Origin of the sequence: Kitasatospora sp. NBC_00240 (assembly GCF_026342405.1) — a bacterium.
GTDB lineage: Bacteria > Actinomycetota > Actinomycetes > Streptomycetales > Streptomycetaceae > Kitasatospora.
The window spans coordinates 6012249-6037347 of sequence record NZ_JAPEMU010000001.1 but is presented as its reverse complement, the minus strand read 5'-3'; the positions used below and the strand labels follow the sequence as shown (position 1 = coordinate 6037347).

The window sequence follows — 25099 nt, the reverse complement described above, 5'->3', positions numbered from 1 at the left end:
GGGCGTTCCGGCAGGCGGTACTTGGCGGGAAATATCGTGAAGTGTCGACATGTCGGCAATGCCGGGTGTTTCCCGGACGGCCCACGAACCGTTCCCCGCCGGTGTCCCGGCCCACGTCCCGGCGCCGCCGGGAGGAGCCGGACGGCGCGGGACGGAGCCGGGAGAAGCGGCGGGACGGAGCCGGGAGGAGCCGCGGGACGACCGGGCGCGCCCGGTCAGCCGCCGAACGACTTCCAGGTGGTGCTGACCCAGTCGCTGGCGTCCGCGAACCAGGTCTGGACGTCCGCCCAGTACTCGGGCAGCGGGGTGAAGTTCCACAGCGCGGCCGCGCCCAGCGCGAGCACCACCAGCACCATCAGGCAGCCCTTGAGGCAGCCGAGGCCCGGGATGTACATCCGGTTGCGGCTGCGCCGGCGCGGCTCCCGCTCCGGAGCCGGCTCGCGGACCGGGGGCTCCCGGCGGGCCGGCGGCTCCCGCCGCTGCGGGGCCGGCGGCTCGGCCCGGCGCGGCACCGCGGGCGGGGCCGGCGGGTACGCGCCCTGACCGCCCTGCGGCGCGGCCTGGTAGCCGCCCCCCTGCGGCGGCCGGGACTGCTGCCGTCCGGCGTCCTGCCGGCCGGCCCCCTGCGGCCGGCCCTGCTGGGGGCCCTGGGGCTGCTGGTACTGCTGGGGCTGCTGGTACTGCTGCTGGTACTGCTGAGGCTGCTGCTGCCCGCCCTGCGGCGGGCGGCCCGGCTGGTACGCCTGGTAGGGCGGGGGCGCCACCGGCGGGCGCTGGGCGTAGCCGCCCTGCGGGCGCCCCTGCCCGCCTCCCTGGCGCGGGTCCTGCCCGTGGCCCTGCTGCTGCCCCTGGCCCGGCGGGGGACCGTAGCCGCCCGGCGGCGGCTGCTGCTGGCGGCCGGCCTGGTAGGGCTGCGGCGCGACCTGGGGCGCCTGCAGCTCCTCCGGGTCGAGGTAGCCGATCTCGGTCTGCTGGTTGCGGTCACGGGCGGCGCGCAGCTGGGTCTGCCACGGGTGCGGGCTCTCCGGCGCGGGCGGCCCGGCCGGCGGGGCCGGGGGCTCCAGCGGCGGCATCATCCGGGTGCGGTCCCCCGCCCCGTACGCCCCGGCGGGCGGCAGCAGCTGGGTGGCCGCCGAGCCGCCGTCGCCGGCGGGGCCGAACGCCCCGGCCGGCAGCACCTGGGTGGCGTCGGCCGACCCGGCCGGCACCGGCGGCGGCAGGAACGGCGCGGCGGGCGCGCCCGGCAGGCCGGGCACCGTGACGTCCCCGCCGGTCACCGGGGCGGGCTGCGGGTCCGGCAGCAGCAGGGCGCCGACCGCGAGGGCCTCGTCCACCGCCGCCGGGGAGGCGTGCACGCCGATCCCGGCCGCGACCACCCGCAGCGCGCGGGCCAGCGAGGTGGCGCTCGGGCGCTGCGCCGGGTCCTTGCGCAGGCAGCGCTCGATCACCGTCCAGAGCGGTTCGGGCATGGTCGAGGGGCGCTGCGGTTCCTGTGCGAGGTGCGCCTGCAGGATCGCCAGCGGGCCGTCGCCCTGGAACGGCGGACGGCCGGTGACCAGCTCGAACAGCATGATCCCGGCGCCGTAGACGTCCACCGCCGAGGTCTGCGGCCGGCCGCCCGCGGACTCCGGCGCGACGTACGCCGGGGTGCCGACGAACTCGTGGGTCCGGGTGATCCCCGGGGAGTCCGCGAGCCGGGCGATGCCGAAGTCGGTGAGCATCGGGTGCATCTGCTCGGCTCCGTCGACCCGGACGGTGGCGAGCAGGACGTTCGCGGGCTTGAGGTCGCGGTGCACCACGCCGTCGGCGTGGCTGGCCGCCAGCGCGTCGGCGATCTGCGCCATCAGGAGCGCGCCGGCGATCGGGCTGAAGGGCCCGTTGCCGCGCAGGTAGTGGAACAGGTCCGGGCCCTCGACCAGGTCCATCACCAGGGCCAGCAGCTCGCCCTCCACCACCAGGTCGCGGACCCGGACGATGTTGGGGTGGCTGAGCCGCACCAGGACGGACCGCTCCCGCAGGAACCGCATCACGACGTCCGGGTCGGCCGCCAGCTCCTCCCGGAGCACCTTGATCGCGACCAGCTGCCCCGGCTCGCTGCCGGGCACCACGGCGTCCTCGCGCACCCGGGCACGCCACACGGTTCCGGTGGCCCCCCGTCCGAGGGTCTCCTCAAGCAGATACTTGCTGCCGACTGGCCGCACCTGTCGCACTCCTCGCCGTGCCGCTCGCCGCGGGACGCTCCCCGCCGGTGCGGTGAGCCTGCCGGGCCCGTGTTCCGGCCACTCTAACGGTGTCCGATCGTGTTTCCGATGTGTCCGGACCGCCCGCCACGCGGGGCCCGGGGGACATCCCGTAGGGGCTGTCCCGCGAGCCCGCCGACCGGCGCCTCCACCTGTGAGGACGCCCCGGGGGCGCCGGCGGTTGACCTGACTGCCCGTCGCCTCCACCATGGCGATGATCGCAAGATCGTCAAATCCGGTACCGTGCGCGGACTGTCGGTGATGGATGGCAGGATGAGCTGACCACTCTTGTGGCCCAAAGGCCGGCGCGGCCGTCCGTACCGGCCGCGGCGGCGCCGTCGGGACCGGCCCACCGCCGGGACCAGGCACGACGGCACCGGGCACGGTCAGCACGACAGCAGGCAGGCAGCAGACCTCCGGCGCCCGCCGGGCGGACGGCGGCCCGCGTTCGGCACCAGGCGTCAGTACCAGCAGAAGGGACCGCGGGCGAGATGCAGATCCGGCTGACCGTCCTCCGACCGCGCAGCGGCCCGGCAGTCGCCGGGTCCGTCATTCCCTCCGTGGACGTGCTGGTCACCGCCCCCGTCGGCACGGCGCTCGGCGCCGTCGCAGGCGCTCTCGCGGGCGCCGTGGGCGTACGCGGCCCGCGCGCGGCCACCCATGTGCATCTGTACGCCGGCGCGCGCCGGGTGGACGAGCACGCCCTGATCGGCCACCCCCCGCTGCTCGACGGCGCCGTCCTCAGCCTGGGCGAGCCCGACCCGTCCGCCGCCGACGACGACACCCCCGACCCCGCCGCCGCCGAGCTGCGGGTCACCGGCGGCCCGGACGCCGGCGGCGTCCACCGGCTGCACGGCCACGAGATCACCGTGGGCCGCTCCAGCGAGGCCGACGTCCCGCTCGACGACCCGGACGTCTCCCGGCTCCACCTCGCCCTGCACCTGGCCACCGACGGCACGGTCACCGTCCGCGATCTGGGTTCCACCAACGGCACCACCCTGGACGGCCGCTTCGTCAGCCCCGAGGAGGCCGTCCCGCTGGGCGAGCCCGGCCTGCTGCGGCTCGGCGAGTCCACCCTGCAGGTCAGCGCCGCCGGGGCAGGGGAAGGCCCCGGCCCGGCCGCCCGGTCCGCGCTGCCGGACGGCCTCGGCCACCTCCAGCTCTCCGCGCCGCTCGCCGCCAAACCCGCGCAGCCCGCACCCGAACCGCCCACCGCACCCGAGGCACCCGCCGCCGGCCGGGCCCGCGCCCTGCTCTCCCGCCGCCTCGGCCTCGGCTCCGCCCCGGCCGACGCCGGCCGCGACAGCGCCGCCCAGCAGCACAGCGCCGCCCGCACCCGGCAGGCCGCCAACCAGCGCGAACGCTGGCCCGACCCGGCCACCCTGCTGCTCAACGCCCTCGGCCCGGGCCCCCGGCTCTGGGAGCGCGGCCCCACCCACCCCGACGCGCTGACCCTGCGCCTGGGCACCGGCGACCGGCCTGGCGGCCCCGGCACGGCGCCCGGCACCCTGCTGCCCGCCGTCCCCGTCACCCTCGACCTGCAGACGGCCGGCAGCCTCGGCCTGGCCGGCCCGCGCGCCCGCCTCGACGCGCTCACCCGGGCCGTGGTCGCCCAGCTCGCCGCGCTGCACCCGCCGACCGGCCTCAGCCTGGTGGTGGTCGACGCCGACGCGGCCCGGCCGCCGCAGGACCGCGCCGACACCTGGGCCTGGGCCCTGTGGCTGCCGCACCTGCGCCCCCAGCACGGGCAGGACTGCCGGCTGCTGCTCGGCCTCGACGACGAGCAGGCCGCCGCCCGGCTGACCGAGCTGACCACCCGCCTCGCCGCCCCCGACAGCGCCGCCGGCCTGCCCGCCACCGTCGTCCTGGTCGACGGCGTGCCCGGCACCGAGCCCGCCCGGCAGGCCCTGGAGCTGCTGCTGCGGCAGGGCCCGGCGGTCGGTGTCTTCCCCGTCTGCCTGGCCGAGCGGCCCGAGCTGCTGCCCGCCGGCCTGGGCGCCACCGCGGTGATCACCGGCGAGGTCGGCACCCACCTGACCGTGGACCGGCCGGTCGCCGGCGGCCGCGAGACCGTCGAGGACGTCTCGCTGGACGCCGTCTCGGACCCGTGGGCGGAGCGCCTCGCCCGGGTCCTCGCCCCGCTGCGCGAGGCCACCCCCGCCACCCGCGGCCCGCTGCCCGAGTCCCTGCGACTGCTGGACCTGCTCCAGCTCGACAGCGTCACCCCCGCCAAGCTCTCCGCCCGCTGGCAGGCGGCGCCCACCGGCATCGCCACCGCCACCGCCCTGATCGGCACCACCCGCGACGAGCTCTGCGCCATCGACCTCGCCGACCCCGAGCTGACCCTGCCCTCCCCCGACCCCGGCGGGCCGCACCTGCTGGTCGGCGGCGCCAAGGGCGCCGGCAAGACGGAGCTGCTGCGCTCCCTGATCGCCTCGCTCGCGGTCTCGGAGCGCCCCGACCGGCTCGCGGTGACGGTGATCGAGGGCCGCGCCCCGGCCGACGGGGACGACCAGTCCGGTCTGCGCGGCTGCACCGAGCTGCCGCACGTCACCGGCCAGGTGAACGCGGCCGCCGACCCCCGGCAGGCGCTGCTGACCGCGGAGGCCCTGCTCGACGAGCTGACCCTGCGCGAACAGCTCTTCGACGGGCTCGACTTCGCCTCCTGGCACGCGGCCAGGATCTTGGACGGACACGGCCTGGACGCCGGCGGCCCGAACGGGCACGACACGAACGGGCACGGACCGGGCCGCGACGCCGCCCGTTCCGCCCCCGTGCCCGCCCTGAGCAGCGCCGGCCTGAGCGGCGCGGCCCTGAGCACCGCCGCCGTCGGCGCCGCCTCGGCCCCCGCCGGCACCGTCCCCGCGGCCGCCCCGGCCGCCGCAGAGCCCGGCGTCAAGGTCGGCCGCCCGCGCAACGGCTCGGCCCGGCCCCCCGTCGGCGGGCCGGTCGAACCGCCCGCCCGGCTGATCGTCGCGGTCGACGACTACGAAGCGCTGCTCGCCCCCACCTCCCCCGCCGGCCGCCCGCTCGCCCGGGCCCTGGCCGCCGTAGCCCAGCGTGGCGGCCCGCTCGGCATCCACCTGGTGGTCACCACCGGCCAGCCCGAGGAGACGGCGGGCACCGAGGTGGACGAGGCGGCGCTGCTGCGGATCGCTCTGCGCACCGAGTACCCGTCCGACTCCGACCTGCTGATCCATCTCGGCGACGCCGCCGCGCTCGACGAGGACACCCCCGGCCGCGGCTACCTGCGGCTGCCGGACGGCGGCGTGTCGGCCTTCCAGACCGCCCGGATCAGCGGCCGCATCCCCCGGACGGCCACCCTGCGGCCCACCGTGGTCGCGATAGACCCGGCCCAGCTCGGCGCCCCGCCGTCCCGCCGTCCCGTCCGGGAGCTGGGCAACGGCCCGACCGACCTGGCCCTGCTCGCCAGCGCCCTGCAGCGGGCCGCCGCACGATAAGGGCGGGCCCGGCGGAGGCCGACACGACGGATGGCGGGGCCCGGGCCTCCGCCCGGACCCCGCGCCCGTCACAGGACCGGCTACTGCTTCGGCCGCTCCCCCGCCGCGTCGACGACACCGCGGCCCAGCACAGCGCTCTGGCCGACCACCGTGCCCGGCGCGCCCCAGCTGTTGCCGGTGTCCACCACGACCTCACGCTCGCCCAGGAACTCGTAGCTGCTCCGGTCGAAGATCCACTCCGTCCGGGTCCCCCCGTGCACGAGGGCGACCGCGACGCCGTGCCGGCCCGAGGCGTCCACCGCGTCGTCCACGACGCTGACGCCGGGGATCTTCGCCGCAGCCCGGTACAGCGCCGCGCTCACCGCCGGCGGGGCGACCTGCTCGCGCAACAGGTCACCGATGGTGACGAAGGCCTCCTGGTCAGGGGTCTGCCCCTGGCCCTTGGTCTCCTTGTACACCTTCCGCAGCAGGGTGTCCGGGTCGGTCGGCAGCGCGGCCAGGTACTCGTAGGTCGGCCCGTTGAGACCGGGCTTGGGGTTCGGTTCCAACCAGCTGCCGCCGTCCGCGCGCGGAGCGGGCTCGCCGGGCCTGGCCTTGCCCTTGCCGTCGCGCGGGTCGGCCTGAAACGGCTTCCGGCCCTCCTCGATCAGCACCCCCCACTGCTTGCCGTCAACCGACAGCCAGAGCTCCCGCTGGTGCGGAACGCCATGGGTGACATCGGGCTCGGCGCCGGCGGCCGCGTTCATACTGCTGAACGCCACCAGGCTCTTGACGTAGGTGAACTGTCCGCCCGTCACCGCCCCGGCCGGCTTGCTCTCCGCGACCTGCGCCGCGTGGTCCAGCACCAGCGCGACGGCGACCGGCGCCACGTTCAGCGGCGCGCCCTGCGCCGTCGGCGGCGCAGCCGGGGCTCCGGGCCCTCCGTCGGCCAGCACCACGGCGAGCGCCAGGCCGCCGGCCAGCGCCGGCAGGGCCAGCCAGCCGAGCCTGCGGGTGCGGCGGGGTGCCGGCCGCGGTGCCTCGGTGATCTCGTTCATCAGGTGTCCCCTCAACAGCTGCTGACGGTCCGCGGTGAGTTCCGGCCGGGCCGGGGCCGGCAGCAGGCTGCTCAGCTCCGCGCGCTCGTCGGTGTCGCGCTTGGCGTTCATCGGCTCTTCTCCCGCATCGACCGGGCCGCTTCCGTGCGGCCACCCTGTACCTGTCCGCCGCCGTCACCGGGTTCCATCCGACTTCGGGCCCCGGCCAGCTCCTCCTGCGCCAGCTTCCGCAGCCGGGTCCGCGCCCTCGACAACCGCGAACGCACCGTCCCCACCGGAACCCCCAGCGCCTGCGCCGCCCCCGCGTAGTCGAGCCCGGCCCAGACACAGAGCGTGAACACCTCCCGCTCCCCGCGCCGCAGCCGGGCCAGCGCCCGGTGCGCCGCCGCCAGCTCCGCACTGTCGTCGAGCCGGGACACCAGCTCGTCCGCGAAGTCGGGCATCACCTCCCGGGCCGGCATCCGCGCCAGCGCCGCCTGGTGCCGCCGGGCCGCCCGCGCGGTGTTGCGCAGCACGTTCGCCGCGATCCCGAACAGCCACGGCCGTACGCTCTCCCCCTCCTCGCGCAGTTTCCCGCGCAGTCGCCAGGCCTCCAGGAAGGTCAGGGAGACGATGTCCTCGGCCATCGCCCAGTCCCCCGACGCCCGCACCGCGTACCGGTACAGGTCCCGCGCCTGCTCGTCGAACAGTTCCCCCAGCGCGCTCTGGTCGCCGGCTCGCAGCCGGGACCGTAGTGACAGTTCCACACCCCTACCTGTCCGCCCGGACGGGCGGGTTCCGTGTGATCCGGGCCACACCGCCCGACTCCCGCGCACGCCCTGCCGACCCGGGCGTCGCCGACCGTCCCGGGACATCGTGGCGGCTCCGGCCCGAGCGGATTCGGGCGGGGCGGCCCGGCAGATCGTACGGGTGCGCAAGGTGCTGCGGACGGGGTGAGGACCACGGGGCGCCGGCCCGCCGCACAACGGGTGAGGGCGGGACCGCAGTGCGGTCCCGCCCTCACCTCTCAGGCCCGTCCTCGGGCCTCACAGCGTCCGCGTCAGCGCATCGAGCCGGTGCGCAGCAGCGTGCGGATCACCCGCATCGCGACCGAGAGGCTGGACAGCTCGTAGTTGTCCGAACCCCTTATGTCGTCGAGGGTGCTCTTGGCGCGGTTGAGCAGGGTGGCGTTGAGCTCGGCCCAGGCGGTGTAGCGCTCCTCGGGGGTGGCGCCTTCGCCGCCGCAGGCCAGGATGTCGGCCGTGAGCGCCGCGTGGGCCGCGAAGAGGTCCTCGCGGATGGCCGCGCGGGCCATCGAGGACCAGCGGTCCACCCGGGGGAGCTCGATGATGCGGTCCAGCAGGTGGGTGATCTGCAGGCGGTCGGCCAGGTCGTAGTAGAGGTCGGCGACCTCGGCGACGTCCTTGCCGGAGCGGTCCGCGACCTCGGTGATGTCGAGGGTCGGGAAGGTCGAGGACAGGCCCGCGACCCGGGTGGCCAGGCTCTCCGGGACACCGGCCTCGGCCAGCTCGTTGTAGACGTGCTCGAACCAGACGAGGTCCTCGCCGCGCAGCGGCTTGGGGAGCGAGCCCCAGACCTGGTTCACCCGGTCGTGGAAGAACTCGATGGTGCCGGCGATGTCCAGCGGCTGGCGGCGGTTGTTGAGCATCCACCGGGTGGCGCGCTCGACCAGGCGGCGCGAGTGCAGGCGCATCCTGGTCTGTGCGCGGGCGGAGACCTTGGTGTCCAGGCCTTCGATCTCGGCCCAGATGTCCCCCAGGCCGAAGACGGCGCGGGCCGCGGTGTGGGTGCGGGCGATCTCCTCGTACGTCGCGCCGGTCTCCTCGCGGAGGCGGAACGCGAAGGTGCAGCCGCCGCGGTTGATCGTGTCGTTGACGATCAGGGTGGTGATGATCTCCCGGCGCAGGGCGTGGGCGTCGATCGCGTCGGCGAAGCGGGCCCGCAGGGCGCTGGGGAAGTACTCCTGGAGGGCGGCGCGGAAGAACGGGTCGTCGGGCAGCTCGGTGGCGAGCAGCTCGTCGGCCAGGGTGATCTTGGTGTAGGCGAGCAGGACGGACAGTTCGGGCTGGGAGAGCCCGCGGCCGTTCTGCTGGCGCTCGCGGATCTGACGCTCGGTGGGCAGGAACTCCAGGGCCCGGTCGAGCTGTCCGTCGGCCTCCAGGCGGTTGATCATCCGGGAGTGGACGTTCACCATGCTGACGGCCTGCGCGACGGCGTTGGCCAGCACCACGTTCTGCGCGTAGTTGTTGCGCAGCACCAGGTGGCCGACCTCGTCGGTCATCTCGGCGAGCAGCTTGTTGCGCTGCTTGACCGTCATGTCGCCGTCGGCGACCACCTGGTTGAGCAGGATCTTGATGTTGACCTCGTGGTCCGAGGTGTCGACGCCGGCCGAGTTGTCGATGGCGTCGGTGTTGATCCAGCCGCCGGTGGCCTCGGGGCCGCCGCTCGCCGCGTACTCGATCCGGCCGAGCTGGGTGCAGCCGAGGTTGCCGCCCTCGCCGACCACCCGGGCGCGCACGTCGCTGCCGTTGACCCGGATCGCGTCGTTGGCCTTGTCGCCGACCTCGGCGTTGGTCTCGGTGGAGGCCTTGACGTAGGTGCCGATGCCGCCGTTCCAGAACAGGTCGACGGGCGACTGCAGGATGGCCTTCATCAGCTCGGCCGGGGTCAGCCGGGCCTGCTCGATGCCGAGTACGGCCCGCACCTGGGAGCTGAGCTGGATCGACTTGGCGCTCCGCGGGAAGACGCCGCCGCCGGTGGAGATCAGCGACTTGTCGTAGTCGTCCCAGGAGCTGCGGGGGAGGTCGAAGAGCCGGCGGCGTTCGGCGTACGAGACGGCGGCGTCCGGGTTCGGGTCGAGGAAGATGTGCCGGTGGTCGAAGGCGGCGACCAGGCGGATGTGCTCGCTGAGCAGCATGCCGTTGCCGAACACGTCACCGGACATGTCGCCGATGCCGACGACGGTGAAGTCCTCGCTCTGGCTGTCGTGGCCCAGCTCGCGGAAGTTGCGCTTGACGGACTCCCAGGCGCCGCGGGCGGTGATGCCCATGCCCTTGTGGTCGTAGCCGGCCGAGCCGCCGGAGGCGAACGCGTCGCCCAGCCAGAAGCCGTAGGACTCGGCGACGCCGTTGGCGATGTCGGAGAAGGTCGCGGTGCCCTTGTCGGCGGCGACCACCAGGTAGGTGTCGTCCTCGTCGTGACGGACCACGTCCTGCGGGTGGACGACCTCGCCGGCCTTCAGGTTGTCGGTGATGTCGAGCAGCGCCGAGATGAAGGTCTTGTACGAGGAGATGCCCTCGGCCAGCCAGGCGTCGCGGTCCACCGACGGGTCGGGCAGCTGCTTGGCGACGAAGCCGCCCTTGGCGCCGACCGGGACGATGACGGTGTTCTTCACCATCTGGGCCTTGACCAGGCCGAGGATCTCGGTGCGGAAGTCCTCGCGCCGGTCGGACCAGCGCAGCCCGCCGCGGGCGACCTTGCCGAAGCGCAGGTGCACGCCCTCGACCTGCGGGGAGTAGACCCAGATCTCGAACGCGGGGCGCGGGGCCGGCAGGTCCGGGATGGCCTTGGGGTCGAACTTCATCGAGACGTAGCGGTGCCAGTCGCCGGTCTCGGTGGAGTGCTGGAAGAAGTTGGTCCGCAGGGTCGCCTGGATGAGGTGCAGGAAGGAGCGCAGGATGCGGTCCTCGTCCAGCGAGACGACCTCGTCGAGGGCGCCGGAGAGCTCCTCCACGATGCCCTCGGTCAGCTCCAGCGCGCCCAGCTGGTGGCTGGGGCTCAGGCGGGCCTCGAAGAGGTTGACCAGCAGGCGGGTGGTGTGGGCGTTGTTGCGGAGCGCGTCCTCCATGTAGTCCTGGGAGAACGTGCTGCCCGCCTGGCGCAGGTACTTGGCGTAGGCGCGCAGCATCATCGCCTGGCGCCAGGTCAGCCCGGCGGTGAGGACCAGGCCGTTGAAGCCGTCGTTCTCGGCCTGGCCGATCCAGGTGGCCGCGAAGGCCTCCTGGACGCGGTCGCGGGCCTCGTCGGTCAGCTCGGTGCCCTCGCGCAGCCGCAGGCCGAAGTCGTAGACCCAGGCGGTGCTGTGGTCGGAGCGGGTCAGCGCGTACGGGTGCTCGTCGAGCACCTCGACACCCAGCCGCTGCAGGACGGGCAGGACCTCGGTGAGCGAGATCGGGCCGCCGACCCGGTAGATCTTGAAGCGGCGCTCGTCGTCGCCCGCGCCGACCGGCTGGTACAGGTTCAGGCGGAAGTCGCCCGCGCCGGCCAGCGACTCGATCTGCTTGAGGTCGGCGACGGCGGTCCGGGCGGTGAAGTCGGCCCGGTAGCCGTCGGGGAAGGCGTTGGCGTACCGGCGGGACAGGTCGGCCGCCCGCTCCTCGCCCAGCTCGATGTGCAGTTGGTCGTTGAAGCCGTCCATCCAGAACCGGGCGGCCTCGGCGAGCTTGCCCTCGATCCGCTCGACCTCGGCGTCCGACAGGTGCGGCAGCTCGCTGCCGGGGGTGACCCGGACGACGAAGTGCAGGCGGGTCAGCACCGACTCGGTGGCGTACACCGTGTAGTCGATCGCGGCGCCGTTCAGCTCCTGCATCAGGATGTCCATCAGGCGCAGCCTGATGCGGGTGGTGTAGCGGTCGCGCGGCAGGTAGACCAGGGCGGAGAAGTAGCGCCCGTACTCGTCCTGGCGCAGGAACAGCCGCAGCCGGCGGCGTTCCTGCAGGTAGAGCACGCTGGTGGCGATCTGGAGCAGTTCCTCGGCGGGGGTCTGGAAGATCTCGTCCCGGGGGAAGGTCTCCAGGATCTGCAGCAGGTCGCGGCCGTCGTGGCTCTCGTTGGAGAAGCCGGAGGCGTTCAGCACGTCCTGCACCTTGCGGCGCACCACCGGGATGCGGGAGACCGACTCGGTGTACGCGGCGGCGGAGAACAGGCCGAGGAAGCGGCGCTCGCCGATCACCTCGCCGTTGGCGTCGAAACGCTTCACGCCGACGTAGTCGAGGTAGGCGGGGCGGTGCACGGTCGACCGGCTGTTCGCCTTGGTGAGGACGAGCAGCTTCTTCTCGTGCGCCTTGGCCCGCACCGGCGCGGAGAGCCGGCCGAAGGCCTCGCTGACCGGGTGGTGGTCGGTGTCGTGGCTGAGCGGGTCGGAGCGCAGGATGCCGAGGCCGGTGCCGGCGACGGCGCGCAGCACCTCCTCGCCCTCGTGCTCGACCAGGTCGTACTCGCGGTAGCCGAGGAAGGTGAAGTGGTCGTCGGCGAGCCAGCGCATCAGCTCCCAGGCCTCGCCGACCTCCTGCTCGGGCAGGTGGGCCGGGGGCTGCTCGGCGAGTTCGTCGGCCAGTCGCAGCGCGGACTCGCGCATCTTCGACCAGTCCTCGACGACCTCGCGGACGTCACCGAGGACGCGGCGCAGGTCGGACTCGATGGCGCGGAGGTCCTCGCGGTCCGTCTCGCGGTCGATCTCGATGTGCATCCAGGACTCGACCACGGCGTCGGCGGGCCACTCGGCGCCGGCGGCCTGGCTGCGCGAGCAGGCGTCGATGTCCAGGATCTCCAGCAGCTTGCCGGTGATGTCACGGCGGACGACCAGCTGGGGGTGGATCACGATGTGGATCGCGCGGTCCTGGCGGGACAGCTCGTTGGTGACGGAGTCGACCAGGAAGGACATGTCGTCGGTGACGACCTCGACCACCGTGTGGCCGCAGGACCAGCCGTTCTCCTCGACGCTCGGGGTGTGCACCCGGACCTCGGCGGTCCCCTGGGGCCGCTTGAGCCCGAGGCGGTAGTGCGAGGCGGCGGCCCCGTACACGTCGACCGGGTCCCGGCTGATCAGGTCCTCGGGGGCGGTGTGGAGGTAGTAGTGGTGCAGGTATGCGGTCAGAGCACCGTTGCTCAGACCCTCCCCTGGCGCCGCTCCCCCCACCTGGCTGTTCTCAGCGGCTGCTGCTGCCTTGGTGAGCAGTTCGGCCTTGGCTGCGTCCAGCTTGGTCTGCATGGCTGTTTGGCTCCTGTCGCGCGCCGTTGCGTGACTCGGTGGTGTGTGGGTGTGCACCGCCGGGTCATCCGCAATCCTGCCGCACCGTCCGACCGAAAGGCTTCCATGGCACGCATGAAATGCCCTTGTAACGGGTAAGAGACGATGTTTTGGCCTGCGGAGCCAACCCGACGACGTCAGCCAGCCTAACGGGAGGAAACGAAGGTGTCAGGGGACAGGGAGGCACAAACCCGCAGGAAGATCGGTCCGTCCTGGACACCTTGTCCAAAGCCCGGCCGCCACCGCACGCCGGTACGGCCGGCCGTCACCGTGGGTTCAGCCGCCCGCCGTCGGGCGCTCAGCCCATGTGCGGGTACCGGTACCCGGCCGGCGGTACGAAGGTCTCCTTGATCGACCGGGCCGAGGTCCAGCGCAGCAGGTTCTGCGCCGCCCCTGCCTTGTCGTTGGTGCCGGACGCCCGCCCGCCGCCGAACGGCTGCTGCCCGACCACGGCGCCGGTCGGCTTGTCGTTGATGTAGAAGTTGCCCGCCGCGAACCGCAGCTCCTCCACCGCCTGCGCGACGGCGTACCTGTCCCGCGCCATCACCGCGCCGGTCAGCCCGTACGGCGAACCCGAGTCGACCCGGCGCAGCACGTCGTCCCAGCGGGCGTCCTCGTAGACGTGCACGGCGAGGATCGGCCCGAAGTACTCGGTGCGGAAGATCTCGTTGCGGTGGTCGCCGCAGACCAGCACCGTCGGCCGGACGAACCAGCCGATCGCGTCGTCGTACTGGCCGCCGGCCGCCAGCTCCACCGTCGGGTCCTGGACGGCCCGGTCGATGGCGGCCTGGTTCTTGCGGAAGGCCCGGTGGTCGATCAGCGCGCCCATGAAGTTGCTGAAGTCGGAGACGTCGCCGACGGTGATCGCGTCCACCTCGGCCAGGAACTCGTCCTTGATCTTCTGCCAGAGGCTGCGCGGCAGGTAGGCCCGGGAGAGCGCCGAGCACTTCTGGCCCTGGTACTCGAAGGCGCCGCGGATCAGCGCCGTCCGCAGGCTGTCGGGGTCGGCGGAGCGGTGGGCGAGCAGGAAGTCCTTGCCGCCGGTCTCGCCGACGATCCGCGGGTAGCCGCGGTAGCTGCCGATGTTGGCACCGATGGTCTTCCACAGCGACTGGAAGGTGGCGGTGGAGCCGGTGAAGTGCAGGCCGGCCAGGGCGGGGTCGGCGAGGGCGACCTGGGACAGCTGGTGGCCGTCGCCGGTCACCATGTTGATCACCCCCGGCGGCAGCCCGGCCTCCTCCAGCACCCGCATCAGGTAGTGGGCGGAGAGCGTCTGGGTGGGGGACGGCTTCCACACCACCGTGTTGCCCATCAGTGCCGGCGCGGTCGGCAGGTTGCCGGCGATCGCGGTGAAGTTGAACGGCGTGACGGCGTAGACGAAGCCCTCCAGCGGCCGGTGGTCGGTGCGGTTCCACACACCCGGCGAGGAGAGCGGCTGGTCGGCCAGGATCTGTCGGGCGAAGTGCACGTTGAAGCGCCAGAAGTCGACCAGCTCGCAGGACGCGTCGATCTCGGCCTGCTGCGCGGTCTTGGACTGCCCGAGCATGGTGGCCGCCGCGACCGTCTCGCGCCACGGCCCGGCCAGCAGGTCGGCCGCGCGCAGGAACACCGCCGCCCGGTCGTCGAAGGAGAGCGAGCGCCAGGCCGGCCCGGCCGCCAGTGCGGCGTCCACCGCGAGCTGGGAGTCCTCCCGGGTGGCGTTGCCGAGCACGCCCAGCTTGGCGGCGTGGTGGTGGGGCTGGACGACGTCGATCCGCTCTCCGCCGCCGAAGCGCTGCTCGCCGGCGATGGTCATCGGCAGCGGGACGGTCTCGGCGGCGAGTTCGTCGAGCTTGCGCTCCAGCCGGGCCCGCTCGGGGCTGCCCGGCGCGTAGCCGTGCACCGGTTCGTTGACCGGGGTCGGGACCTGGGTCACTGCGTCGATGGGCATGGTGGCTCCGCTCGCTCTGGTGCACGCCGGGGTGGCGTCAAACCAGATTGACCAGTTCCGCCCCGTTCGGCCCGGTCTGACACGCCCTCGGGCGCGTGGCACCGGACACGCCGTCAGGCGCGCGAACTGCGGGGCGACCCGCCTGCCCCGGACCGGCCGGCCACCGCGGCCCCCGGCTCAGGCCGCCGCCAGCCGGCCCGCCAGCTCCACCGCCTCCGCCAGGCTGTCCACCACCGGCACCCCGACCGGCTCCAGCTTCTCGCGGGTGTGCGAGCCGCCGGTGTAGAGCACCGCGTGCGCCCCGACGCTCAGCGCGGCCAGCGCGTCGTCGGCGGCATCCCCGATCAGCACCGTGCGGGCCGGGTCGACCTGCTCCCCCAGCGCGGCCAGGTGCCGCGACAGGTAGGTGGCCTTCTGCCCGCCGGAGGGCCCGCTGCGGCCGTCGACCCGGACGAAGTGCCCGCTGATCCCGAACCGCTCGACCACCGGGACCAGCCGGTCGTGCTCGTACATCGACAGCAGCGACTGGCTGTGGCCGGACTCGCCCCAGGCGCTCAACAGCCCGAGCGCGCCCTCGGTCAGCCCGCACGCCGGGCTCAGCTCGTGGTACCGGTCGTGGAACGCGTCGTCGAGCAGGATCCACTCCGCCTCGCTCGGCAGCCGACCGAGCAGCCGCTGGTAGAACCGCGGGATCGGGATCTCGTACTGCTCCCGGTACTCCTGCAGGCTCAAAGGGCCGATGCCGAGGGTCGCGAAAGCGGCGTTGCTCGCGCCGAGCACCGCCTCCATGTCGTGGAAGAGCGTGCCGTTCCAGTCCCAGACGATATGAGTTCGCACCTCGGAACGGTAACCGGAGTGCCCGGCGGACCGGAAGTGCCGGGGGAGACGCCCGCGGCGGGCCCGCCGCCAGGCCCGCCGCGGGCGCCCCGCCGCGGTCGGGCCGGCAGGGGCGTCGGGCCGGCAGGGGTCAGGCCAGCAGGGACGCGATCTCCTGGGTGGCGAACCAGAGCAGATCGTGGTCCTCGGCGCCGTCCACGGTGAACTGGGCGTCCTGGTCGCCCGCGTCGGCGGCCGTGATCGCCGCCACCGCCGCGGTGACGTCGTCCACCACGTCGCTGTCGGCCACATCCGCGTGCACGGCGGCGGCCTTCGCCAGCGGCACCGGGCCCGCCAGCACCACCTGGCCCAGCGAGGCCTGGTCCTGGTACTCGTCGCCGGCGAACGGCCGGACCGCCGAGTCCGGCACGTCCAGCGCCAGCACCACGCGCCGGCGCGGGGCCCCGGGATCGGCGGCGAGCAGGCGCAGCGAGGACTGGGCGGCCCGGTTCAGTGCCGCGTACTCCAGTTCCTCCAGGTCGTCGCTGACGTACCACTCGCGCAGCGCGGGCGTCACGGCGTACGCCGCCGACTGCTCCAACGCGCCGCCCGGGTGCGCCGCCGCCAGGCCGTTCAAGGTGGTGGGCACGTACACGCGCATCGGGGCACTCTCCAGGTCTTCGTACAGCACGGCTCTCGGACGGCTGGGACGGAACGGCTAGGACAGAGAATACGGCGCGGGTGATCGCCGCTACATCCCGTTCGTACCCGCCGCTCACCGGCGCCACCGCGCCCGGGCGCCCGGGCAGGTCGGACGGGCGGGGTGCAGGCCCCCACCGGACGCGTTGGCCGCCTTAGCACCGACCCGGGAGCCGTGGGCACTGACGGGCGGGGTGCACGGGCCCGCGCGGGGCCCGCCCGCCGGGCGCCCGCGGCTCAGCGCACGCCGGCCAGGGCGGCCCTGCTGGTGCGCAGCGCGGTCTCCAGCACCTCGCCGCGGCGGGCCGGGTCCATCATGTTGGGCCCCATCACCGCCAGGTCCTCCAGGGTCGGCGCGAGCAGCTGCACCCGGACCCCGGTGGCCCGCAGCAGCCGGGCCTCGCGCAGCATCTGCCGGGTCACCGAGCGCCGGTAGCGGCTCACCAACTGGGCCAGCACGCCCCGGGGCCGGTCCCGCTCCCGCCACTCGCGCAGCGCGGCCAGCGTGCCCCGGCCGGGCTCCGCCCGGCCGCGCGGGTGCAGTCGCAGCGCCATCGGGGCGAGCACGTAGACCTCGTCCAGCCCACGGCCGAGCATCAGGTCCGCGTTGGTGGCCGACCAGCAGCCGCCGTCCACGTACGGGCTGCCGGCCACCTCCACCGGGGCGAACCAGCCGGGGATCGCGCACGAGGCCATCACCGCCTCGGCGAACTCGGCGGTGGGCGCGCCGTCGTCCCCGAAGACGACCCGGCGGCCGGTGCGGTAGTCCACCGCCGCCACCCGCAGCGGCGAGGCCCCCGGCGGGCCGTCCAGGCCGGGCAGCGAGCGGATCAGCTCGCCGATCGGCGCCACCGAGCCGCGCCCGGTGGGCACCACCGCCGACACCATGGTCAGCCAGGGGTACTCGCGCGGGTGGCGGACGGCGTCCCGCAGCAGGCCGGGCGAGCCGATGCCGGGCCGGGGCAGCATCGGCACGGCGCCGCCGACCGCCGTGTCGTAGTCGAAGTCGACGCCGGCCAGCGGACCGGTGGTGATCGGCAGTCCGCGCTGGTGGTCCCGCAGCTCCTCGGCGCGGACGCCGCCCGCCAGCAGAGCGCCGAGGATCGCGCCGGCCGAGGTCCCGAGGATCACCTCGGCCTGGCCGGGCTGGCGGCCGGTCGCCTCCCGGACGGCGCAGAGCGCGCCGATCGTCCAGGCCGCACCGAGCATGCCGCCGCCGCCGAGCACCAGACCGCGCCGTACCCCGTCCCGGGCGGGCAGGGCCGCCGTCCTGCCGTCGCTCGTCGAAGCCTGCGTCACCATGGCCTGCCGCCCCTCGTCTCCCGCGGGGACTCGCTGCGGGTCCCCGTCCGATCCTCCGCACTACCAACCAGTAGCAGTCCCGCCACGCGCGATCGGCCGCACAGAATTAACAGACGGACCGTCCCCCTTCGGGGCCGCTCCCCGCCCGCCGGAGGCGTCAACCGGGCTACCAGGGGGGCCGTGACCAGCCCCTGCGACGCCGGGCCGGGTCACCCGGATAGGTGACACCGGCCAGGACCGGGCGGGCCGTCCGGCCGCCGCTCACGCCCACGCTCCGGACGCCGATACCAGGGCTGCGGCCACCCGGCGAACGGCCGCACCCGCCCGTCCGGCCCGGGCCCGCGGCGGCCCGCCCTTCCCACCAGTCCCGTCCAGCCAGCCCAGCCCTTCCCGCCAGTCCAGCCCTTCCCGCCCGAACCGGGGGTACCGCGCATGATCGAGTCCTCAGCCTCCCCGCACAGCGCCGTCCGGCCGGCCCTCGCGCACGCGCCCGCCGTCCGCGGCCCGCGGATCCGGCCGCTCGCCCGGCAGCACGAGCCCCGCCGCCACGAGGCCCCGGTGCGGCACTCCCACGGCCACGGCCCCGGGCCGTACGGGAGCGGGCTGCCCGCCGGCACGCCCCTCGGCGCACCGGACGCCGCCCCGCCCCCGGGCACCGGCCACGTCGGCGCCGGCCACCTCGGTGCCCGCCTGCGGGAGACTCCCGGGCACGAGCACGCTCCCCCCGGCGGTCGGCCGCAGCCCGCCCACCACCGGGCCCCGCAGCACCCGCCGGGCCCGCACCGGGCCGCTGCGCCGCGCCACCCCCGGCACCCCCGCGAGGCCTGCGCCCCGGCCCGCGCCGGCGACATCGGCACCGGCACCGGCACCGGCACCGAACGGGCCGTCCGCGCCGAGCTGGCCGCCCGCTTCGCCCTGCGGCTGGTCGAGGTGCTCACCGGCGTCCGGCCGGCCGGCCAGCTCCAGCGCCACACCACCCTGGACGGCTACGGCGGGCTCACATCGCTGGTCCGCTCCGGTCCGCTGCGCCCGCGCGGCGCCGCGGCCCGCCCCCGGCTGGGCCGGGTGCACGACAGCGCGCCCTCGGCGGAGGCCGTGGAGGCGTGCGTCCGGGTCGAGCTCGGCCCCCGGCACCACATGGTGGCCTTCCGGCTGGAGCGGCACCGGCGCACCGGCCAGTGGCAGTGCGCGGCCGTCGAGGCCCGCTGAGCCGACCCCCGCGGACTCATACAGACCCGCTCCGGCCCGGGCAGCCCCGGGGCAGCCCCACGCAGCCCCGCCGGGCACGACGCAGGGCGCCGCCCCCCGAACCGGGGAGCGGCGCCCTGTGCGATCGTCGTCAGGCCTCGTGGATCAAGGCCTCACCGGCTCAGGCCTTGCGGCGGCGGCCCTTGGCCGACTTGGCGGCCTTGCGGCGCTCGGCCCGGGTCAGGCCGTCGCCCTCGTCCTCGACCAGGTCCTCGAAGTCGCCCTCGATCACGGTGTCGTCGCCGTCGACCGACGGAGCGGTGTAGTGCAGCCGCTGCGGCTTCGGCGCCTCCAGGCCCTTGGCCTTGATCTCCGGGCGGCTCTCCTTCTCCAGCGAGATCTCGCCGTCCGCGACCGGGACCTCCTCGACCTGCTGCTCGACCTGGACCTCCAGGTTGAACAGGTAGCCGACGGACTCCTCCTTGATCCCCTCCATCATGGCGGTGAACATGTCGAAGCCCTCGCGCTGGTACTCGACCAGCGGGTCGCGCTGGGCCATCGCCCGCAGGCCGATGCCCTCCTGGAGGTAGTCCATCTCGTAGAGGTGCTCGCGCCAGCGGCGGTCCAGCACGGAGAGCACCACGCGGCGCTCCAGCTCGCGCATGATCTCCTCGCCGAGCTGGTCCTCCCGGGCGCCGTACTGGGCCTGGATGTCCTCCTGGACGGCCTTGACCAGGAACTCGGAGGTCAGGCCCGCGGGGCCGCCGGCCTCCTCCTCCAGCTCCTCCAGGTCGAGGGTGACCGGGTAGAGCTGCTTCAGCGCGGTCCACAGCTTGTCGAGGTCCCAGTCGTCCTCGAAGCCCTCACCGGTCGCGGCCTTGACGTAGGCCTCGACGGTGTCGTCCATGAAGTGGCCGATCTGCTCCTGGAGGTCCTCGCCCTCCAGGACCCGGCGGCGCTCGCCGTAGATGACCTCGCGCTGGCGGTTCAGCACCTCGTCGTACTTCAGGACGTTCTTGCGGATCTCGAAGTTCTGCTGCTCGACCTGGGTCTGGGCCGAGGCGATCGCCCGGGTCACCATCTTCGACTCGATCGGCACGTCCTCCGGGACGTTCGCCATCGACAGCACGCGCTCGACCATGCCGGCCTTGAACAGGCGCATCAGGTCGTCGCCCAGCGAGAGGTAGAACCGGGACTCGCCCGGGTCGCCCTGACGGCCGGAGCGGCCGCGCAGCTGGTTGTCGATGCGGCGCGACTCGTGCCGCTCGGTGCCCAGCACGTACAGGCCGCCGGCCTCGCGGACCTCTTCCTGCTCGGCCTTGACCGCGGCCTTGGCCTTCTCCAACGCCTCCGGGAAGGCCGCCTCGTACTCGTCCGGGGTGTCGGTCGGGGCAAGCCCGCGCTGGGCCAGCTCGGCCGCCGCGAGGTGGTCGGGGTTGCCGCCGAGCATGATGTCGGTACCGCGGCCTGCCATGTTGGTGGCGACGGTGACGGCGCCCTTGCGGCCGGCCTGCGCGACGATCTGCGCCTCGCGCTCGTGGTGCTTGGCGTTCAGCACCTCGTGCGGGATGCCGCGCTTGCGCAGCTCCTGCGACAGGTACTCGGACTTCTCGACCGAGACGGTGCCGACCAGGACGGGCTGGCCCTTCTCGTGCTTCTCGGCGATGTCCTCGACCACGGCGGCGAACTTGGCCGGCTCCGACTTGTAGATCAGGTCGGGCTGGTCGATGCGGCGCGGATTCTTGTTGGTGGGGATCGGCACCACGCCGAGCTTGTAGATCTGGTGGAACTCGGCGGCCTCGGTGGTACCGGTACCGGTCATGCCGGAGAGCTTGTCGTACAGGCGGAAGAAGTTCTGCAGGGTGATGGTGGCCAGCGTCTGGTTCTCGTTCTGGACCTCCACCCCCTCCTTGGCCTCGATCGCCTGGTGCATGCCCTCGTTGTAGCGGCGGCCGGCGAGGATACGGCCGGTGTGCTCGTCGACGATCATGACTTCGCCGTTCATGACGACGTAGTCCTTGTCCGCCTTGTAGAGCTCCTTGGCCTTGATGGCGTTGTTCAGGAACCCGACCAGCGGCGTGTTGACCGACTCGTAGAGGTTGTCGATGCCGAGGTAGTCCTCGACCCGCGAGACGCCCTCCTCCAGGACACCCACGGTGCGCTTCTTCTCGTCGACCTCGTAGTCGCGGTCGATCTTGAGGCGCTGCACCAGCTTGGCGAAGTCGGCGTACCACTTGGTCGCCTGGTCGGCCGGGCCGGAGATGATCAGCGGCGTACGGGCCTCGTCGATCAGGATCGAGTCGACCTCGTCGACCACCGCGAAGTTGTGGCCGCGCTGGACGAGTTCGTCCTTCGACCAGGCCATGTTGTCGCGCAGGTAGTCGAAGCCGAACTCGTTGTTGGTGCCGTACGTGATGTCCATCCCGTACTGGCGCTTGCGCTCGGCGGGGGTCATGTTGCCCAGCACCACACCGACCTCGAGGCCGAGGAAGCGGTGCACCCGGCCCATCCACTCCGAGTCGCGCTCGGCGAGGTAGTCGTTGGTGGTGATCAGGTGAACGCCCTTGCCGGTCAGCGCGTTCAGGTACGTCGGGAGCGTACCGACGAGGGTCTTGCCCTCACCGGTGCGCATCTCGGCGACGTAGCCGAGGTGCAGCGCGGCGCCGCCCATGATCTGGACGTCGTAGTGCCGCTGGCCGAGCACCCGCTTGGCGGCCTCCCGGACGGTCGCGAACGCCTCGGGCAGAAGGTCGTCCAGGCTCTCACCGTCCGCCAGGCGCTGCTTGTACTCGTCGGTCAGCGCGCGCAGCTCGGCGTCGGTGAGGTTGGCGAAGTCCTCTTCGATGGAGTTGACCTGGGCAGCAATCCGCTGCAGCTTGCGAAGGATCTTGCCTTCGCCGGCGCGCAGGATCTTGTCGAAGACGGACACTAGAGCGGGCTCCTTGCCTGTATTGGCACTGGACGACTGCACGGGGGGTCCACCCCACCGCACGGGCCATCGTATGCGAGGAGTCCAATGCCCCGGGAGGTGCGTCAGCACGCTATTCCCGTGTCACCCCTGGGAGCACTTCCTCCGATAGCCCTGCCTACCGGGTCAAACCGGTCACCGGGCCCGTCCGTTGTCGGTGCCGCACCCTACGCTGCCAGGCATGACCGTCACCACGCTGACCGCCGACGAGGCCCGCCGGATCGCCCTGCGAGCGCAGGGCCTGCTCGGGGCGCCGGACCGCCGGGGCGGGGTCCGCGGGGTGCTGCGGCACCTGGGCGCCGTCCAGCTGGACACCATCTCCGTGCTGGCCCGCTCGCACGAGCTGATCCCGTACGCGCGGCTGGGCGCGGTCGGCCGGCCCGCCGTGGAGGCGGCCTACTGGGGCGGCGGCACCAGCTTCGAGTACTGGTCGCACGCGGCCTGCGTGCTGCCCGTCGAGGAGTGGCCGCTGTTCGCCTTCCGCCGCCGCGCCTACCGCGCGCGCGGCAACCTCTGGGGCCACCAGGTCACCCCCCGGACGTACCAGGGCGTGCTGGACAAGCTCCGCGCCGAGGGGCCGCTGACCTCGACCGAGCTGGGCGGCGCCAAGCGGACGGCCGAGTGGTGGGACTGGTCCGACACCAAGATCGCGGTGGAGCGGGCGCTGGCCTTCGGCGACGTGGTCTGCACCGAGCGGCGCAGCTGGAAGCGGGTCTACGAGCTCGCCGAACGGGCCGTCCCGGCCGAGCTGTTCGGCCGCGACCCGGACGACCACGAGTGCCTGCGCACCCTGGTCGCGCAGTCCGGCGCCGCGCTCGGGGTCGCGACCAGGACGGACCTGACGGACTACCACCGCCTCAAGGCCGAGCAGGTGGACACGGTGCTGGCCGACTCCGGCCTGGTGCCGGTGCGGGTCGCCGGCTGGGGCCCGCAGGGCGCCGCCGCCGACGCCTGGGCCGACCCGGCGGCGCTGGCCGCCGAGCCGCGCGGGCGGCACCGCACCACGCTGCTGTCCCCGTTCGACTCGCTGGTCTGGGACCGCGCCCGGACGGAGCGGATCTTCGGCATGGCGCACCGGCTGGAGGCGTACACGCCCCGGCACAAGCGGGTGCACGGCTACTTCGCCATGCCGTTGCTGGCGGGCGGCCGGCTGGTCGGCCGGGTGGACCCGGCCCGCGAGGGGCGCACCCTGGTGGCCCGTCAGATCTCCCTGGAGGCACCGAAGTACGTCGAGCCGCTGGCCCGCGCGCTGCGCGAGGCGGCCGACTGGGTGGGCTGCGGGAGCGTCCGGGTGGAGGCCCTCGCGGACGAGTCGCTGCGCCCGGCCCTGGAGAAGCTCCTGGGCGGCTGAGCCGGGCCGGCGAGGGCCCGGCGGGCCGGGACAACGGGCGGGAGCGGCGGGCGGACGCGGCGGGCGGTCACCCTATTTCGAGGATCTTCTCCCGCATCGCGTAGACCACGGCCTCCATCCGGGAGTGCAGCTGCAGCTTCTCCAGGATGTTGCGGACGTGGTTCTTCACGGTGTTCTCGCTGATGAAGAGCTCCTTGGCGATCTCCCGGTTGTTCATCCCGGTCGCCACCAGCTTGAGCACCTCCAGCTCCCGGTCGGTCAGCCGGGGCGCCGGCACCAGGTCCCGGTCGTCGGAGCGCCGCTGGATCATCGACTTGAACTCGGTGAGCAGCTTGGACGCCATCGACGGGCTGATCTGCGACTGGCCGTCGGCGACCGCGCGGATGGCGGTGGCGACCTCGTCGGTGGAGATCTCCTTGAGCAGGTAGCCGGTGGCCCCCGCCTTGATGGCCTCGTAGAGGTCGGCTTCCTCGTCGCTGATCGTCAGCATGATGATCTTGGCGCTGGGCACCACGTCCTTGATCGCGGTGCAGGCCTCGATCCCGCTGCGGCGCGGCATCCGGACGTCCATCAGGATGATGTCCGGCAGCAGATCGGCGGCCTTCAGCACAGCCTCGGCGCCGTCCCCCGCCTCCCCGATGACCTTGATGTCCTCCTCCTCGGCCAGCACGATCTCCAGGCCGCGGCGGAACAGGGCGTGGTCGTCCACCACCAGGACACGGATCGGCTCCCCCCTGCGAGGGGAGTAATCGGGCTCCAAGGCCTCCCCCGCACCCGCGGGTACCCCCGGGACCGGCCCACCGGCGGGCCCCAGCCCGAAATGATCCCCCATCCGCTCCTCCCCCGTCGCCGGTCGTCGTCGCGCCAATCATTCCACGAATGGCGCAGCCCCGATCACACTCCGAGTCGGCCCGGTTCCGCTTCGGTCACCGAGGGGCGCCGGACGGCCTCCCCCGCCCGCACGCGGGTGACCCCGGCGGCACCGGCCGCCGGGGTCACCCGCACTTCCTTCAGAGCTGCGGTCGGTCAGTCCTCGTCGTCAGGGCCGCCGATCGCGCCTCCGGCGCCACCGGCCTCACCGGCGACGGCGTTCCCGTCGGCCTTGAGGTGGATGACACCGTAGTGGTAGCCGTGCCGGCGGTAGACCACGCTCGGCAGGCCGCTGTCCTTCTCCACGAAGAGGTAGAAGTCGTGGCCGACCAGCTCCATCTCGTAGAGCGCCTGGTCCAGCGCCATCGGCGCGGCGGGGTGCGTCTTCTCGCGGACGACGAGCGGACCGTCGCCCTCCACCTCCAGGGATCCCATCTTGGTCTTGCGGACCGCCCCGTTGGCGCTGTTGTCGACCTTCTCCGCCTCCGGCAGGGCCGCGAGCGCGGCGGTCGCCTCCGCGACGCTGATCGGGGTACGGCCGTTGCCGCCCTTGTGCACGCGTCGCCGGTCGGCGGACTTGCGCAGCTGCGCGTCGAGCTTCGCCGAGGCCAGGTCGAGCGCCGCGTAGGGGTCCGCGGCGGCGGCCTCGGCCCGGATCACCGGGCCACGGGTACGGACAGTGATCTCCACCCGCTCGGACCGGTCGGCCTGGCGCGGGTTGTGTTCCTTGGACACCTCGACGTCGAGGCTGATCACCTTGCCGTCGAACTTCTGGACCTTCTCCAGCTTCTCGGCCACGTGCTCGCGGAACCTCTTGGGCACCTCGGTCTTGCGGCCCTTGACGACGATGTCCACGCAGAACTCCGATCCCTCGTGCTGACGCCGACCCGGATTGACTACCGGATCGGGCTGAGACCCAGCCGGACCAGCCCATTCTCTGCCGGCCCTCCGCGTCGCCGCGGGCGGCGAGCGCGACTGGCCCTCACCTCACTTCCTCCCCACCAGGGACGCTTGAAACCCCCTGGAGCCTCATGGAACACCTCGCACGGGGATTTCGCCTCTTCAGCGGGACGGAACGGTTCGAACCTAGCGCGGCCGGGCTGGCTGTAAAGCTGTTGCACCCTGCCTACCCTCCTGCGAGTGAAATACGGGTAAACACCTCGACAACTCCACTCGGACGGCTCATTCTGGCCTCACTCTCCGTGCCTG

At 73.6% G+C, this 25099-nt stretch carries 14 protein-coding genes; 3 read left to right on the top strand and 11 right to left on the bottom strand.

All coding sequences use genetic code 11. The features are described from left to right. Positions 1–215 precede the first annotated feature (215 nt). Entirely contained in the window at positions 216–2201 is a 1986-nt protein-coding gene (locus OG689_RS25725) for a serine/threonine-protein kinase (protein ID WP_266323241.1), read from the bottom strand. 530 nt (positions 2202–2731) lie between these two features. Between OG689_RS25725 and OG689_RS25720 the strand changes: the two genes are divergently transcribed. Continuing rightward, on the top strand, positions 2732–5701 hold the full coding sequence (locus OG689_RS25720) for an FHA domain-containing protein (protein WP_266323240.1): 2970 nt from the start codon (positions 2732–2734) through the stop codon (positions 5699–5701). 80 nt (positions 5702–5781) lie between these two features. Here the strand turns inward: OG689_RS25720 and OG689_RS25715 are convergent, their stop codons facing one another. From OG689_RS25715 to OG689_RS25685, 7 genes are all read right to left on the bottom strand, one after another. Beyond that, entirely contained in the window at positions 5782–6849 is a 1068-nt protein-coding gene (locus tag OG689_RS25715; RefSeq protein WP_266323239.1) for a CU044_5270 family protein, read from the bottom strand. Then, complete coding sequence (locus OG689_RS25710) at positions 6846–7484, bottom strand: RNA polymerase sigma factor (protein ID WP_266323238.1); 639 nt, start codon at positions 7482–7484, stop codon at positions 6846–6848. Before OG689_RS25710 ends, OG689_RS25715 begins: the two co-directional genes overlap by 4 nt. A 293-nt stretch (positions 7485–7777) precedes the next feature. Next, complete coding sequence (locus OG689_RS25705) at positions 7778–12727, bottom strand: NAD-glutamate dehydrogenase (protein WP_266323237.1); 4950 nt, start codon at positions 12725–12727, stop codon at positions 7778–7780. A gap of 337 nt (positions 12728–13064) precedes the next feature. Continuing rightward, positions 13065–14690 (bottom strand): L-glutamate gamma-semialdehyde dehydrogenase, encoded by a 1626-nt coding sequence (gene pruA, locus OG689_RS25700; RefSeq protein WP_266327430.1) that lies wholly within the window; start codon positions 14688–14690, stop codon positions 13065–13067. A gap of 183 nt (positions 14691–14873) precedes the next feature. Beyond that, positions 14874–15533: an HAD hydrolase-like protein gene (locus OG689_RS25695; protein ID WP_266323236.1), complete on the bottom strand. Its 660-nt coding sequence runs from the start codon at positions 15531–15533 to the stop codon at positions 14874–14876. Between the two features lie 130 nt (positions 15534–15663). Further along, entirely contained in the window at positions 15664–16173 is a 510-nt protein-coding gene (locus OG689_RS25690) for a hypothetical protein (protein ID WP_266323235.1), read from the bottom strand. A gap of 275 nt (positions 16174–16448) precedes the next feature. After that, a complete protein-coding gene (locus tag OG689_RS25685; protein WP_266323234.1) occupies positions 16449–17513 on the bottom strand; it encodes a patatin-like phospholipase family protein in 1065 nt (354 codons plus the stop codon). Between the two features lie 432 nt (positions 17514–17945). On the opposite strand from OG689_RS25685, the gene OG689_RS25680 reads away from it, so the two are divergent. Further along, positions 17946–18722: an Rv3235 family protein gene (locus tag OG689_RS25680; RefSeq protein WP_266323233.1), complete on the top strand. Its 777-nt coding sequence runs from the start codon at positions 17946–17948 to the stop codon at positions 18720–18722. Positions 18723–18882: 160 nt separating this feature from the next. Here the strand turns inward: OG689_RS25680 and secA are convergent, their stop codons facing one another. Next, a complete protein-coding gene (gene secA, locus OG689_RS25675; protein WP_266323232.1) occupies positions 18883–21630 on the bottom strand; it encodes a preprotein translocase subunit SecA in 2748 nt (915 codons plus the stop codon). 220 nt (positions 21631–21850) lie between these two features. On the opposite strand from secA, the gene OG689_RS25670 reads away from it, so the two are divergent. After that, positions 21851–23020, top strand: coding sequence for a crosslink repair DNA glycosylase YcaQ family protein (locus tag OG689_RS25670; RefSeq protein WP_266323231.1), 1170 nt, complete (start codon positions 21851–21853; stop codon positions 23018–23020). Between the two features lie 67 nt (positions 23021–23087). Here the strand turns inward: OG689_RS25670 and OG689_RS25665 are convergent, their stop codons facing one another. Both OG689_RS25665 and raiA read right to left on the bottom strand, forming a co-directional pair. Beyond that, the gene (locus OG689_RS25665) at positions 23088–23780 is read right to left on the bottom strand and encodes a response regulator transcription factor (protein ID WP_229912723.1); all 693 of its coding nucleotides are present in this window, start codon (positions 23778–23780) and stop codon (positions 23088–23090) included. Positions 23781–24046: 266 nt separating this feature from the next. Continuing rightward, entirely contained in the window at positions 24047–24745 is a 699-nt protein-coding gene (raiA, locus tag OG689_RS25660; protein ID WP_266323230.1) for a ribosome-associated translation inhibitor RaiA, read from the bottom strand. Positions 24746–25099: the final 354 nt, after the last annotated feature.